Origin of the sequence: Stenotrophomonas sp. B1-1 (genome assembly GCF_010894375.1) — a bacterium.
GTDB lineage: Bacteria > Pseudomonadota > Gammaproteobacteria > Xanthomonadales > Xanthomonadaceae > Stenotrophomonas.
Window position 1 is genome coordinate 55,864 of sequence record NZ_JAAIUZ010000021.1, and the last position, 14,551, is coordinate 70,414.

The window sequence follows — 14,551 nt, forward strand, 5'->3', positions numbered from 1 at the left end:
ATCCAGCCACGGTAACTTCCGGCGTGACCGAAACTGTCGCCGCCCCCCGCAAACTCGATGACGCCTTGAAGGACGCGATCCGCAAGGCCTATACGACGCTGCAGGCCAACACCCCCGGCTTCTCCACCCGCCGCTCGCAGAGCCAGATGATCGGCGTGGTGTCGCGCGCGCTGTCCACCAGCGGCGGCGTGGGCGTGGTCGAAGCGCCCACCGGCGTCGGCAAGAGTCTGGGCTACCTGACCGCAGGCGTGCCGATCGCGCTGGCCAGCAAGAAGAAGCTGGTCATCAGCACCGGTACCGTGGCGCTGCAGTCGCAGCTGGTCGAGCGCGACATTCCCAATTTCCTCAAGGCCACCGGCCTGGAAGCGACCGTGGCGCTGGCCAAGGGCCGCACCCGCTACCTGTGCACGCGCAACGCCGCCGAAGCGCAGGGCGAGGGCGCCCAGGGCGGCATGTTCGAAGACGAGGCGCCGCTGTACGACCGGCCGCTGGCGCCCATCGAAATGGATATCGCCAAGCGCCTGTCCGATGCCTTCACCAGCGGCAGCTGGGACGGCGACATCGACAGCGCGCCGGAAACCATCAGCCCCGGCCTGCGCAGCCGCATCACCACCCCGGCCTCGGCCTGTGCCGGTCGTCGCTGTGCGTACTCGGCGCAGTGCGCGGTGCTGCGCTCTCGCAACACCGTGCGCGATGCGCAGATCGTGGTGACCAACCACGCGCTGCTGCTGTCGGCCCTGTCCATTGGTGACAGCGACAACGGCCAGCCGATGATCGCCGCGCCGTCGGACATGCTGCTGGTGCTGGACGAAGGCCACCACATCGGCAACGTGGCCATCGACCAGGGCGCGGCCAGCCTGGCCTTGGACGACATGGCCAAGCGCGTCGGTCGCCTGCAGATCCTGATTGCCGGTGCGTACCGCGCGGTCGACAAGGACCGCCTGGGCAACCTGCTGCCGAACGAGGCCATTGACGTGGCCAGTAACGTGGCCAAGCAGCTGCGCGCCTTCCGTGACCACGTGGAAGCGGTGTGGATGCCGGCGCCGGCCGACGAAGAGCCGATGTGGCGCGCGGCCAACGGGCGCCTGCCCGAGGCCTGGCGCGAACCCATCGAAGCGCTGGCCGACGACACCCGCAGCCTCTACAACTGGGCCCACGCCGCCACCGCACAGGTGGCCAAGGGCAAGCCGGACGACGCTGCGCGCGAGCGCCTGCAGCGCAACCTGGGCATGGCCCTGGAAATGATCGAGCAGCAGTACAACCTGTGGCAGGCCTGGCGCCGCGAGGACAAGGATGGCGCGCCGCCCACCGCGCGCTGGGTCACCGCCACCCGCGATGGCGACCTGGTGCTGCACGGCTCGCCGGTGTCGGCCGCGCACGTGCTGCGCAAGCTGCTGTGGGATGAAGTGGATTCGGTGGTGATGACCTCGGCCACCCTGACCGGCGGCGGTGATTTCCAGTCGCTGGCCATCGACAACGGCATTCCGCCGGAAGCGGAAATGGTGTCGCTGGCCTCGCCGTTCGACCTGCCCAACCAGGCCGAGTTGATCGTGCCGAAGTTCCCGGTCACCCCCGACGACCGCGACGGCCACCCGCGCGAAGTGGCGCGTTACCTGGATACCGAACTGGACTGGGCCAAGGGCTCGATGGTGCTGTTCACTTCGCGCTGGAAGATGGAAAAAGTGGCCGGCCTGATGTCGGCCGCGCGCCGCAAGCAGGTGCTGGTGCAGGGCGAAATGTCCAAGACCCGGCTGATTGACGAACACCTGCGCCGCGTGGCCGCCGGCGAAGGCTCGGTGCTGTTCGGTCTGAACTCGTTCGGCGAAGGCCTGGACCTGCCCGGCGAAGCCTGCACCACGGTGGTCATCACCCAGGTGCCGTTCGCCGTGCCCACCGACCCGCAGACCGCCACCCTGAGCGAATGGGTGGAAGCGCGCGGCATGAACGCCTTCAACCTGATCGCCATCCCGCACGCGCTGCGCACGCTCACCCAGTTTGCCGGCCGCCTGATCCGCACCTCCACCGACACCGGCCGGGTCATCATCCTTGACTCGCGCCTGCTGACCCGCCGCTACGGCAAGCGCATCATCGACGCATTGCCGCCGTTCAAGCGCGTGATCGGCTGAGGCACGTCGGCGGGCGATCTGGGGTCAGAGCCCTTTCTGCGAAAGGGATCCGACCCCTGCCGCGATCCGGGGTCAGATCCCTTCCGCAGGAAGGGCTCTGACCCCCGCAAGCACGCCCACCCTCAACCGCCTTCCGGCTTCCGGCACACGGTTCCATACGCTTCCAGATAGGGCTTGCCGAAGCAGCGCCGCAAGCCGTCAAGCACATCGAGGTTCGGCGGCCAGGCGACATCGACCTTCTGCCCGCCGGCGGTGGTGAAGTGGAAACGACCGTCCTTGATGTTCTGCGCCATTTCCGGCGGCGACGGCAGTGCGACCAACCGCGCACGCGCGTCTTCCAGGCCGCGACGGTCCTGGCGCAGGAAAGCGACCATCCCATCCACGTAGGCATTCCAGTAGCCGGGGTCACCCTGGCCAGTAGGCTTGCGGCTGCGCTCCATCAGCGCAATCGCCTGTTCGATCTGGCCCAGCTCCGCACGCATCTGGCCTTCGTGCCAGGTAATGATGGTCCTGCCCGCCGCCTTGGGCTGCGCCGCATACGCCGCCAGCAGGTCGGCGGCCTCGCGCTGGCAGCCGCGGTCGGCCAGCGGGCGCCAGCCACCTTCCAGGTCCTGGTCGAACGCATCCGGCTCCATCGCCAGCATGGCATCGCGGTCGTAGCTGCAATCCGGCGCCTTCGGCGGTTCCGGTGCCGCGCCCAGCGCAGCGGCAAGGGCAATGGAAAGCAACGTCATCACAACCTCCGTGTTGGTGTTGCGTCCTACCTTACCGGGGTCAGAGCCCTTTCTGCGAAAGGGATCCGACCCCCTGCCGCGATCCGGGGTCAGATCCCTTCCGCAGGAAGGGCTCTGACCCCAGGGCCTCTCAATCGCCCAGCAGGGCGGTGTTGCGCACGGCGCCCTTGTCGGCGCTGGTGGCCAGCAGGGCGTAGGCCTTCAAGGCGCTGGTGACCTTGCGCGGGCGTGCTTCGCGCGGCTTCCAGCCACGCGCGTCGGCATCGCTGCGGCGCTGGGCGAGGGTGGCCTCGTCCAGCAGCAGGTCGATGCGGCGGGCCGGAATGTCGATGCGGATGCGGTCGCCATCTTCCACCAGACCAATCGTGCCGCCGCTGGCCGCTTCCGGTGAAACGTGGCCGATCGACAGGCCCGAGGTACCGCCGGAGAAACGGCCATCGGTCAGCAGGGCGCACTGCTTGCCCAGCCCCTTCGATTTCAGATAGCTGGTCGGGTACAGCATTTCCTGCATGCCGGGGCCGCCCTTCGGGCCTTCGTAGCGGATCACCACCACGTCGCCCGGCTTCACCTCATCGGCCAGGATGCCGGCCACGGCCGCGTCCTGGCTCTCGAACACACGCGCCGTACCTTCGAACACGTGGATCGAATCATCCACGCCGGCGGTCTTCACCACGCAGCCGTCGATGGCCAGGTTGCCGCGTAGCACGGCCAGGCCGCCTTCGGCGGAGTAGGCGTGCGCGACGCTGCGGATGCAGCCTTCGGCGCGGTCCACGTCCAGCGTGGGCCAGCGCGTGGCCTGGCTGAAAGCCACCTGGGTGGGAATGCCGGCCGGGCCGGCCCGGAAAAAGTCGTGCACGCTCGATTCGCCGCTGACCGCCACGTCCCAGCGTTCGATGGCGTCGGCCAGGGTGCGGCTGTGCACGGTCGGCACCGTGGTGTCGAGCAGGCCGCCACGCGCCAGTTCGCCCAGGATGCCGTACACGCCACCGGCGCGGTGTACGTCTTCCATGTGGTACTTGGGCGTGTTCGGCGCCACCTTGCACAGCTGCGGCACGCGCCGCGACAGCGCATCGATGTGGGTCAGGTCGAACTCCACTTCGGCTTCCTGCGCGGCCGCCAGCAGGTGCAGGATGGTGTTGGTGGAACCGCCCATGGCGATATCGAGGGTCATTGCATTGGCGAATGCGGCCTGGGTGGCGATGCCGCGCGGCAGCGCGCTTGCCTCTTCGCCGCCGTACCAGCGGTGGCACAGTTCGACGATCAGGCGGCCGGCGCGCAGGAACAGCTGCTCGCGGTCGGCGTGGGTGGCCAGGGTGGAGCCGTTGCCGGGCAGCGACAGGCCCAGGGCTTCGGTCAGGCAGTTCATCGAATTGGCGGTGAACATGCCCGAACAGGAACCGCAGGTGGGGCAGGCGCTGCGCTCGAACTCGGCGACCTTTTCATCGCTGGCGCTTTCGTCGGCGGCAATGACCATCGCATCGACCAGGTCCAGCTTGTGCTCGGACAGCCTGGTCTTGCCGGCTTCCATCGGCCCGCCGGACACGAACACCACCGGGATGTTGAGGCGCAGCGCGGCCATCAGCATGCCGGGGGTGATCTTGTCGCAGTTGGAAATGCACACCAGCGCGTCGGCGCAGTGCGCGTTGACCATGTATTCGACCGAGTCGGCGATGATCTCGCGGCTGGGCAGCGAGTACAGCATGCCGTCGTGGCCCATGGCGATGCCGTCGTCCACGGCGATGGTGTTGAATTCCTTGGCGACGCCGCCGACCTTTTCGATCTCGCGCGCGACCAGCTGTCCGAGGTCCTTCAGGTGCACGTGGCCGGGCACGAACTGGGTGAAGGAGTTGGCGATGGCGATGATCGGCTTGTGGAAGTCGCCGTCCTTCATGCCGGTGGCGCGCCACAGGGCGCGGGCGCCGGCCATGTTGCGACCGGCGGTGGAGGTGCGGGAGCGGTATTCAGGCATGGCTGGCGGAACGGGCGGGCCGTACAACGTGGGGGTTGCCCGATCATGGCGGAGTTTTTCGGTTGCTGCTGCAACCACCTTCGCCGCCTGCAGCGGCTTCGTGGTTCGCGCATTTCTCCTTATCCCCGCGCCTTCGGCGCGCCCCCTTGAACAACAAGGGGGCTCCTCGCCTGAGACGTGGGAGCGCTCGCCGGGCAGGGCCGGGCGCTGCGGCATGTGTGCCAACCAAGGTTGGCACCTACCGGAGAGGTGTGCCGGCCCGGCGAAAATGAAAACCCGTTCATCTTTCCTACTTTGCCGATTCCGGTTGTTGGTGTGAATTTGGCATCATTGGGGCATTGATCCGATTCCGAGGCATGACGCCATGAAGCGTTCCCGCACCACCGCGCTGCTGCTGATGAGCGCTGCACCCCTGCTGTTCACCGCTTGCCAGAAGGATGAACAGGTGCAGGTGCAGGAAGGCCTGTACACCTCGGTGGAGGCCTGCACCGAGGCCACCGGTGACCCGTCGTCGTGCCGCAACGCCTTTGCCGAAGCGCAGCAGAAGGCGGCCGATGCGGCGCCCAAGTACGCCAGCAAGGAAGCCTGCGAGCAGGACTACAAGCCGGAACAGTGCGTGCAGCAGCACACCTCGGCCGGTACGTCGTTCATCGGCCCGATGATGATGGGCTTCTTCATGTCGCAGATGCTGAGCAACCGCGGCGGCCTGGCCCCGCAGGCGCCGGCGTCGGCACCGGCCTACCAGGACAAGAACGCGGGCTGGGCGCGCCCGGCACCGGGCGGCACCGGTGGCATGAACACCGCCAGCGGCATCGGCGCCGGCAAGGCCGGCCTGGCCCCGGTGACCAGCGAACCGAACCGCGCCGTGACCGCCAGCCGCAGTGGCTTTGGCAGCACCAGCGCGCGCCGCAGCGGCAGCAGCTTCGGCGGCTGATCGATCCATGCAGCGTATCCAGATTGCCGAGCGCGCCCATTGGCGGGCGCGCGCGGAGGAAGCCGGTTTCCGCTTCCACACCATCGACGGCCAGCCGTACTGGGATGAGCGTGCGTACTACGCCTTCACCCTGCGCCAGATCGAACAGGACATCGAAGACCCCAGCGCCGAGCTGCACCAGATGGCGCTGGACCTCGTGGGCGATGTGATCGCCAGCGAGCGCCTGATGGACCAGTTGGCCATTCCGGCGCACTACCGCGACTGGATTGCCGAGAGCTGGCGCCAGCGCCAGCCGCACCTGTACGGGCGCCTGGACCTGGCCTACGACGGCACCGGCCCGGCCAAGCTGTACGAACTGAACTACGACACGCCCACCTCGCTGTTCGAGGCCAGCTTCTTCCAGTGGCAGTGGCTGGAAGACCAGCGCAATGCCGGCCGCCTGCCGCAGCACGCCGACCAATTCAATGGCATGCACGAGGCACTGGTCGAGCGCTTCGGCGCACTGGCCGGGCAGTTGCCGCCGCCGTTGTTCTTCAGCGCGGTGGGCAGTTCCGAAGAAGACCGCGGCACGGTCGATTACCTGCGCGATTGCGCGTCGCAGGCCGGCCTGCATGGCCAGGCCATCGCCATCGAGGATATCGGCCTGTCCGAGGACGGTCGCTTCACCGCGCTGGATGACACGGTGATCGGCACGCTGTTCAAGCTGTACCCGCTGGAAGACCTGATGGCCGAGGAATTCGGCCGCGCGCTGCCCGGTTCTGGCATCCAGCTGCTGGAACCGGCGTGGAAGGCGGTGCTGAGCAACAAGGGCATCCTGCCGCTGCTGTGGCAGCGCAACGTGGGCCACCCGAACCTGCTGGAAGCACATTTCGACGATGGCAGCGCGCTGGCCTCGGGCTGGGTGCGCAAGCCGCTGTTCTCGCGCGAAGGCGCCAACATCGAAATGCACCTGGCCGACGGCAGCACCCAGCGCAGCGACGGCCCGTACGAAGGGCCGGCGATCATCCAGCGCGCGCACCCGCTTACCCGTTTCGACGGCGGTTACCCGCTGATCGGCAGCTGGGTGATCGGCGACCACGCCTGCGGCATCGGCATCCGCGAGGATGACAGCGCCATTACCCGCGACAGTGCGCGCTTCGTGCCGCACGCGATCGTGGACGAGGCGCCGACGCAGATCTACGTCTGATGGCGGTGCGGCGCAACCGCGATCTGCGGCCGGCGCCGCTGCCCGGTCGCCACCTGGACGATGGCCATGGCCTGTGGCGGTATGCAGACCGCGTGGCCGTGCGCTGCCATCGTTGCGATACCCCGGGCTGGGTGGTGGGGCGGTCTGCAGCAGCGCGTTTCCGCTGCCTGGGCTGCAGCCTGGCGCTGGACGGTGGCAGCGGCAACGCCGGTGCCTGCACCTGTGGTCGTTGCAGCGCGGGCGATTGGGTTGGGCCGGTTCGCTACAGCGGGCATCGTGCCTGCGGCCACTGTGGGCACAAGTGGGTGAGCGCCGCGTTGTATCGCGCGCGTGCCGCAGCGCCGGTGCGCACCTTGATGGGGGATTGCGGCCAGTGTGGGCGCAGCAGTGAAGTGACGGTGAGCGTGTCGCGGGTGCGTGCGCACGAGGCCATCGACCCGCATCTGGGGCTGCCGCTGCGGTTGGTGGAAAAGACGGCCGCCGGGGTGCTGTGGGCGTACAACGAAGCCCACCTGCAGGCCTTGCATGCATTTGCCGTGGCGCCGCTGCGCGAGCGCGCGGGCGTGGCCAATGCCTCGATGTTCTCGCGCCTGCCGCAGTGGATGAAGCTGGCGCGCAACCGCGTGCTGCTGCAGCGTGCGGTGGAGCGGTTGCAACGGCGATTGCTGCAGGGGTGATGCCAAGCTTGGTCGGCGCTGTGGGTTGTGTGCCAACCAAGGTTGGCACCTACCAGAGCGGTGTGGCGGTCACAGCAGGCCTTCGCGCTTCACCGACAGGTAGCGTTCCACCAGGGCGGCGGGCAGGGCGTCGGCGGTGACGTCCAGCACCATCACTTTTTCGGCACGCAGGGCGTCGTGGGCCTGCGCGCGCTGTTGCAGGTACAGCGCGGTGGCGCCGGCCTGGGCGGCTTCTTCCAGCGTGTTCACTTCGCCGTCCAGCACCGCTTCCAGCTCGCGTTCGCGCAGGCTGGCCACGCACACCAGGTGGCGGCGCTGCAGCAGGCGCACCGCAGCCAGCAGGTCTTCGATATCTTCATCGCGCACGTTGCTGACCAGCATCACCAGTGCGCGCCGTTGCTGGCGCAGCGATACCTCGGTGGCGGCGGCCAGGTAGTCGGTGGCCACCGGCTGCGGCTGCAGGTCGTAGCTGGCGCGCAGCAGGTGCTGCACCGTGCCCATGCCACGCTGCGGGGCCACCCAGCGGCGCTCGCCGCCAGCGGCGAACAGGCCCACAGCATCGCCCTGGCGCAGGGCCAGGTAGGCCACCACCAGCGATGCATTCAAGGCATGGTCGAAGTGCGAAAGCCCGCCCTCGCTGGCCAGCATGCGCCGGCCGCTGTCGAGCATCAGCAGCAGCTGCTGGTTCTTCTCGTCCTGGTACTCGCGCGAGATCAGCTTGCGCGCGCGTGCGGTGGCCTTCCAGTCCAGCTGGCGCAGGCTGTCGCCGGTGCGGTACTCGCGCATCTGGTGGAAGTCGGTGCCTTCGCCACGGCGGCGCTTCACGTGTGCGCCCACCAGCCGCGATGCCTGGTCGGCACTGAACAGGGCGAAGCGGGTGAGCGGCACGAAGTTCGGGTAGACCCGCACCTCCAGCACCGGCGGCAGCGTGCGCTGCTGCCACCACAGCCGCCACGGCGAACGCAGGCGCAGGTGCACGCCATCGAAGCGGTAGCGCCCGCGCTGCGGCGGCTGCACGTGGTAGTGCAGGGTGCTGGCATGCCCAGCGCGAAGCTGCAGCCGCTGCGGCAGGTCTTCCACGGGCCAGCCGCCGGGCGCCAGGTCGAACACCTGCACGTACTGCGCGCGCGCGGCCTGCAGGCGCAGGCCCACCTGGCGGCGCACGCCCAGGGCCAGCGCTTCGGGCACCTGCCGTTGCACCTGCGGCGACGGCTGCCGGGCCACCCGCCAGGCATCCAGCAGGGCCAGCAGCAAAGCCGCCAGCCCCATCGCCGCCCAGCTCCAGCGCGGCAGCAGGCCGCCCAGCACCGTGCCGCCCAGCGCAGCCCAGGCCAGCAGCACAGCCAGCAGCAGCGGCGCAGGCCTCATCGGCGCGGTGCTTCCACCTTGGCCAGCAGGGCGCCCAGCACGTCGTCCGGGCCCTGGCCTTCAATCTGCAGTTCCGGTGCCAGCGCAATGCGATGGCGCAGGGCAGGGCGTGCGATGTCGCGCACATCGTCGGGGGTGACGAAATCGCGCCCGGCCAGCACCGCCTGCGCGCGTGCGGCACGCACCAGGGCAATGCTGCCGCGCGGGCCGGCGCCAACCGCGATACCCGGCCAGGACCGGCTGGCGGCGACGATGCGCACGGCGTAATCAATTACTTCATCGTCCACGGTGATCGCCGCCGTGGCCTGCTGCAGCGCCAGCAGTTCGCCGGCGCCGAGCACGCGCGGCACCTGGCTCAGGTCGAAATCGCTGGCGGCGCGGCCATGGGTGATCGCCGCCACCATGCGCTTCTCATCGTCCAGCTGCGGGTAGTCGATCAGCACCTTCAGCAGGAAACGGTCCAGCTGCGCTTCCGGCAGCGGGTAGGTACCTTCCTGTTCCAGCGGGTTCTGCGTGGCCAGCGCCATGAACGGCGGCGCCAGGGTGAACGCCTTGCCTTCGATGGTCACCTGGCCTTCCTGCATCACCTCCAGCAGGGCCGACTGGGTCTTGGCCGGGGCACGATTGATTTCGTCGGCCAGCAGCAGGTTGGTGAACACCGGGCCGCGACGGATCCGGAAGCTTTCGCTCTTCGGGTCGTACACCGCGTGGCCGCTTACATCGCTGGGCATCAGGTCCGGGGTGAACTGCACGCGCCCGTAATCCAGTTCCAGCGCCTGTGCCAGGGCGCGCACCAGCAGCGTCTTGCCCAGCCCGGGTACGCCTTCGATCAGCACATGGCCGCCGGCCAGCAGGGCCACCAGGATCTGGTCCAGCACATCGCTCTGGCCGATGAAGGCGCGGCCTACCGCTTCGCGGATGGCATCGACGCGTTCAATCAGGCGCGCGGCAGCGGCGGACGGAAGCTCAGGGGCATCGGTCATAGCAGGGATCTCATCTGGAGCAGCAAGCGGATGCGCTCGCGCAGGGCGGAGGAATCGTTGGCGGCAGGCACGGTCATCGCGCTGGCCACGCGTGTGACCGGCCAGTGCAGCAGTTCGGCAATGGCATGGTCGCGCGCGCTGCCGTCCAGCGCGGCGGCCACCGGCGCGCGCAGGCGCAGCCGGTGCAGGAACAGTGCCTGCACCGCGCGGTACAGGTGTGGCCCCTGGCCGAAGCGCAGCAGCAGTTCGCCGCTGGCGCGCACGTGTTCCAGCAGCGAGCGGCGTGCCACCACCGGCGAAGGTTGCGCACTGCCCAGGCGCTGCGAGCGCGCCCACAGCCAGCCCAGGATCGCCAGCAGCAGCGGCAGCCACACCGGCCAGCCCAGCAGCACGATGCGTGCGAACAGCGTGGGCGGGCGCTTGCCGTAGACCAGCCAGACCGTGCCACGGCCGTAGTTCGGGTCCAGCAGGTAGCGGGTCAGGTCGCGGTGGGACAGGTCATGCAGGCCATCGCGCAGGCGTTCGCCGGCATTCAGCACGCGCCTTTCGGTGACAGTGCCTGCACCGGTGCCGCGCATGAATTCCATGTCGGCCAGCACATCGATGCGGCCTTTGCCGTGGCGCAGTCGCGCGAACACCAGGTCGCCGTCGTTGCCCCAGCGCCGTTCGGCAGTGGCGGCGGCGCGGAAGCCCAGCGAGAAACGGCGGCCTTTGCAGAACTCCACGTGGTCGGGATCATCGGCCACGTGGAAGCGCTGGCATCGGCTGTCGTGGAACAGGCTGTCCACGCCGATGCGGTCCAGCAGCGGACCTTGCGTGGTGCTGGTGGTGTCCTTGCGCCGGGCGGTGGCCGGTGGTGGCGTGCGCAGCAGCAGATGACCACCTTCGCCCACCCAGTCCAGCAGGGCCTGCGCGGTATGCGGCGCCAGATCGCGGGTGTCCTGCAGCAGCACCAGGGTATCGCGCGGGGCCAGCGCCATGTCGCGCAACTGCAGCTGCTGCCGTGTCTGCACCTGCAGGCCGTCGGCACGCAGCGCCTGGCCCAGCACGTACAGCGGGTTGAAGCTGGCCTCGCCCTGCGGCGGCAGCACCAGGGTCTGGCTGACCTTTTCGTGGGTGCGCAGGAACAGGATCGTCAGCGGCACGCCGAGCACGATCAGCGCGCCGAGCAGCAGCGACCAGAACAGGCGCGGCTTCATGCCTGCCACCGGAACTGCTGCTGCAGCGCAGCCGACAGTGCGTCGAAATCACTGCGGGCGGGCAGGCGACCGCCGTAGGCGGCGAACTGCCACATGCGCACGATGCGCGCGAACAGCTCGCGGTCACTGGCTTCGGGCATGCGCCGCGAGGCGCGCAGGCACTGCGCTTCGGTGGCGCCAGGCGGCAGCACCACGCCGCTGCGGTCCACCACGGTGCCCACGCTGGCGCGATACAGCAGGGCCAGCGCCTGGCGCGGGCGGCCGTCGTCCCACAGCCGTGCGGCCTGGGTGGCCACGTCCGGCGGCAGGATGTCAGGCAGCACGATGCTGTCTTCGCGGATGGCCGGTGCCGTTCCACCCTTGCGCCGACCGCTGCCGCGCAGCCACGGCAGCCACAGCCGCGCGGTCAGCAGCAGCACCAGCACCAGCAATCCCAGGCCACCCCACAGGCCCCACTCGGCCACGCGTGCCACCCAGCGGCGTGCATCCTGGCGGGCCTTGCGCGCGCGCTCAGCGTCGGTGTCCGGCTGCAGTTCCTTCTTTTCCTTCTTTTCCGCGTCGTCGCGGTCGATCGGTTGCCACTGGCTGACCTCGCGCAGCGGCCGCTGCAGCGGATCTTCGTAGGCACGGTTCACCGCCTGGCGGAAGCCGGCGGTGTCCACCGGCGCATCGCCGAAGATCACCTCCGGGGTGTTGGCCGGATCCTGCGCGGCGCTGGGGCGCTTGCGGGTGGGCTTGTCGCTCTGCTCCGTCGCGGCCGTGGCCGGGCGGGCATCGCCGTCCTGCGCGTGCGCCGGTGCCAGCGGCAACGCCAGGCACAGCAGCAGCACCAGCGACGACGCGGCCGGCAGCAGCCGCTCACGCAGCCGGCGCAAGGCCATTTCCACGTCCCAGGCTTCCATTTCCGTGCGCCGGTTCAGATACAGCCCGAAGCCAGCGCCGACGTACAGCGGGCCGATCAGCGCCGACGCCAGCCAGCACAGCAGGTTGAACACCAACAGCGCCCACGGCGGTGGCGCCACGCGCAGCATGTCCCACGCCGCACGCCACGAGTCGGGCAGCAGATCCAGCGGAATGAACAGGAACGCCGAGGCGATCGCGCCCAGCACCAGCACCAGTTCGAAGCCCAGGCACAGGCAGCACAGGATCAGGGCCGCGCCGCCCGCGCCGGACACCACCGCGCGCCGCCGTGGCCCGCGCTGCTCCGGTGCATTGCCTTCCAGCAGGTTCACCGGCAGGCACAGGCTGCGCAGCCCACTGAAGCGGCGCCAGCCCAGGTAACCCCAGAAGCCGCTGTTGCCCCACTGCCGCTGCGCACGCAGCGCCGCACGTGGCGCCACCTGTTCGCCGAAGATGCCGCGCGAGAGCACATACAGCGGCGCGCGCTCGAACAGCGGCTTGCACCACCACATCAGCAGCCAGGCCCAGCCGAACGCATCCAGCCACCAGGCCAGCGCATTGAACAGCACGAACAGCGGTGCGCTGGCCAGCAGCCAGCTGCCCCACACGCTGCGTGCGTGGCGGCGGGCCAAGGCCATGCCCAGCTCCATCGCCTCCCAACTGCTGCGGGCGCGCAGCGCGACGTTCAGATGTTCAATCCGCACGACTGCCCCCACGCCCACCGCGCCACAGCCACAGCAGCACGCCGGCCCACAACACGCCGGCCACGCTGAACTTCAGCCAGGCCGGAATATCGGCAATGGACGACCAGAAGGCTTCCACGAAGGCGGCCAGCAGCAGCATGAAGGCCACGCCCAGGCACAGGCGTGCGCCGATGCGACCGCCTTCCACCAGCGCGTCCACGCGGCGCTGCCGGCCCGGTGCGAGCAGGCGCATGCCCAACTGCAGGCCCGCACCGCCGGCAATCACGATGGCAGTCAGTTCGAAGGCGGCATGCCCGACCACGAAGCGCCAGAACGGATCGCCGTGGCCGATCTGCTGCAGGTGGCCGGCCACCGCACCGATGGTGACCCCGTTGAACAGCAGCACCAGCAGCGTACCCAGCCCGGCCAGCAGGCCGCTGGCGAAGGTGCGCAAGGCAATGCCGATGTTGTTCAGGATGTAGTAGCCGAACATCATCCAGTCGGTACCGCTGTCGCGGCCCAGGCGGTCGGCCGAGGGGTCGTACATGCGTTCCATGCTGGCAATCTGCGCGTTGTCCATCAGCAGGTACACGCTGTCCGGGTGCCACTGCACCAGCACGAAGCAGGCGATGGCCGGCACCGCGAACATGGCCAGCGCCGCCCACATGCTGCGCGCCTGGCTGCGCACCAGCAGCGGGAAATCGGCCACCAGGAATTCCAGCGCACGCCGCCAGCGCGTGGGCGGCGTGCGGTACAGCACGTCGTGGCCCTGTTGCATCAGGCCTTGCAGGCGCTGCACCAGCTGCGGGCTGTAGCCGCGCTCGCGGGCCAGGGCCAGTTGCTGGCACAGCCGCCGGTAGCGCTGGGCAAAGGCGGTATCGCCGGGGTCTGCACTGCCCACGGCAGCGCGGCGCCGGCGCAGCAGACCCGCGCGCTGCTGCAGCCACTGTTCCAGTGCATGCCATTCCTGCTGGTGGCGGGCGACGAACTGTTCCTGTTTCATCGACGGCCCAGCAGCCAGTTGGCCATGGCGTACAGGCGCAGCACACCCACCTGGCCGTTGGCGCCGGTAAGCGGCTGGGCCAACCCGGCCAGTTCCTGCTGGCGTGCCGGCGACAGCCGCGGCGCGCGTTCGGCGAAGGCCATCACGGCGGTCTGTTCTTCCGGCCGCAGCGGCTGCGCCGGGGCCAGCACGCTGTCGATGGTGACCGGCGGCGGCAGGTAGAACGGCGGCGCGTGCACCACCACGGTGCCGGCCACCAGATCACCCAAGCGCCGCCCATGCGGATCGAACAGGCAGCTGACCAGGCCCAGCGCGTAGGCGAAGGGCAGCATGTCCACGGTGCGCAGCAGGTTGCGGGTGACCGCGCCGGCCCAGCCCAGCGGCGCGCCATCGCGCATCACCACGCGCAGGCCCAGCGCACGCTTGCCGGGGGTGCGGCCCCACAGCGCTTCGCAGACGATGGGGTAGGCCCACATCAGCAGGAACATGATGGCCAGATAGATGCCGCGGCCGAACTCTTCCAGCAGCGCCAGCGGAATGGCCAGCACGAAGCCGGTGCCCACGCGGATGCCCAGGTCGATCAGCCAGGCCAGCGCACGCGGCATCGGCCCGGCGGCCGGCAACTGCAGCAGCACGCCTTCGGGCGTGACCACCTCGCGGTAGGTATCGAGCATGGACGCGGCCATCAGGGCGACGGTCGCGGGTGTGGGCGCTGGAGTCCTCTCCGGCGTGCTGCCACGGGCATGGGCGGGGTCTCGACGGTTCCTGGTCGGGCCCCGACTTTAGCAG

12 protein-coding genes are annotated in these 14,551 nt (G+C 69.3%); 4 read left to right on the forward strand and 8 right to left on the reverse strand.

Going from position 1 to position 14,551, the window contains the following annotated elements; genetic code table 11:
* Positions 1-23 precede the first annotated feature (23 nt).
* On the forward strand, positions 24-2,126 hold the full coding sequence (gene dinG, locus G4G00_RS16275; protein ID WP_164275025.1) for an ATP-dependent DNA helicase DinG: 2,103 nt from the start codon (positions 24-26) through the stop codon (positions 2,124-2,126).
* 122 nt (positions 2,127-2,248) lie between these two features.
* Here dinG and G4G00_RS16280 read toward each other — a convergent pair whose 3' ends face one another.
* Both G4G00_RS16280 and ilvD read right to left on the reverse strand, forming a co-directional pair.
* A complete protein-coding gene (locus G4G00_RS16280) occupies positions 2,249-2,860 on the reverse strand; it encodes a hypothetical protein (protein WP_164275028.1) in 612 nt (203 codons plus the stop codon).
* 130 nt (positions 2,861-2,990) lie between these two features.
* On the reverse strand, positions 2,991-4,829 hold the full coding sequence (gene ilvD / locus G4G00_RS16285) for a dihydroxy-acid dehydratase (RefSeq protein WP_164275031.1): 1,839 nt from the start codon (positions 4,827-4,829) through the stop codon (positions 2,991-2,993).
* 364 nt (positions 4,830-5,193) lie between these two features.
* Between ilvD and G4G00_RS16290 the strand changes: the two genes are divergently transcribed.
* Genes G4G00_RS16290 through G4G00_RS16300 form a run of 3 tightly spaced genes read left to right on the forward strand, consistent with a single transcriptional unit; the run spans position 5,194 to position 7,626 of the window.
* Entirely contained in the window at positions 5,194-5,763 is a 570-nt protein-coding gene (locus tag G4G00_RS16290; protein WP_108751249.1) for a DUF1190 domain-containing protein, read from the forward strand.
* Between the two features lie 7 nt (positions 5,764-5,770).
* Positions 5,771-6,949, forward strand: coding sequence for a glutathionylspermidine synthase family protein (locus G4G00_RS16295; RefSeq protein WP_164275034.1), 1,179 nt, complete (start codon positions 5,771-5,773; stop codon positions 6,947-6,949).
* Positions 6,949-7,626: a hypothetical protein gene (locus tag G4G00_RS16300; protein ID WP_108757476.1), complete on the forward strand. Its 678-nt coding sequence runs from the start codon at positions 6,949-6,951 to the stop codon at positions 7,624-7,626. Before G4G00_RS16295 ends, G4G00_RS16300 begins: the two co-directional genes overlap by 1 nt.
* Positions 7,627-7,695: 69 nt before the next feature.
* Here G4G00_RS16300 and G4G00_RS16305 read toward each other — a convergent pair whose 3' ends face one another.
* Genes G4G00_RS16305 through G4G00_RS16330 form a run of 6 tightly spaced genes read right to left on the reverse strand, consistent with a single transcriptional unit; the run spans position 7,696 to position 14,448 of the window.
* A complete protein-coding gene (locus G4G00_RS16305; RefSeq protein WP_164275037.1) occupies positions 7,696-8,994 on the reverse strand; it encodes a DUF58 domain-containing protein in 1,299 nt (432 codons plus the stop codon).
* Positions 8,991-9,977 carry a MoxR family ATPase gene (locus tag G4G00_RS16310; protein ID WP_108751245.1) on the reverse strand — a complete coding sequence of 329 codons (987 nt, stop codon included), beginning with the start codon at positions 9,975-9,977 and terminating at the stop codon, positions 8,991-8,993. The genes G4G00_RS16305 and G4G00_RS16310 overlap by 4 nt, the downstream gene beginning before the upstream one ends.
* Positions 9,974-11,176 carry a DUF4350 domain-containing protein gene (locus G4G00_RS16315; RefSeq protein ID WP_164275040.1) on the reverse strand — a complete coding sequence of 401 codons (1,203 nt, stop codon included), beginning with the start codon at positions 11,174-11,176 and terminating at the stop codon, positions 9,974-9,976. The genes G4G00_RS16310 and G4G00_RS16315 overlap by 4 nt, the downstream gene beginning before the upstream one ends.
* Positions 11,173-12,780: a DUF4129 domain-containing protein gene (locus G4G00_RS16320; RefSeq protein WP_108754896.1), complete on the reverse strand. Its 1,608-nt coding sequence runs from the start codon at positions 12,778-12,780 to the stop codon at positions 11,173-11,175. The genes G4G00_RS16315 and G4G00_RS16320 overlap by 4 nt, the downstream gene beginning before the upstream one ends.
* Entirely contained in the window at positions 12,770-13,762 is a 993-nt protein-coding gene (locus G4G00_RS16325) for a stage II sporulation protein M (RefSeq protein WP_108751243.1), read from the reverse strand. The genes G4G00_RS16320 and G4G00_RS16325 overlap by 11 nt, the downstream gene beginning before the upstream one ends.
* Entirely contained in the window at positions 13,759-14,448 is a 690-nt protein-coding gene (locus G4G00_RS16330; RefSeq protein WP_108754508.1) for an RDD family protein, read from the reverse strand. The genes G4G00_RS16325 and G4G00_RS16330 overlap by 4 nt, the downstream gene beginning before the upstream one ends.
* Positions 14,449-14,551: the final 103 nt, after the last annotated feature.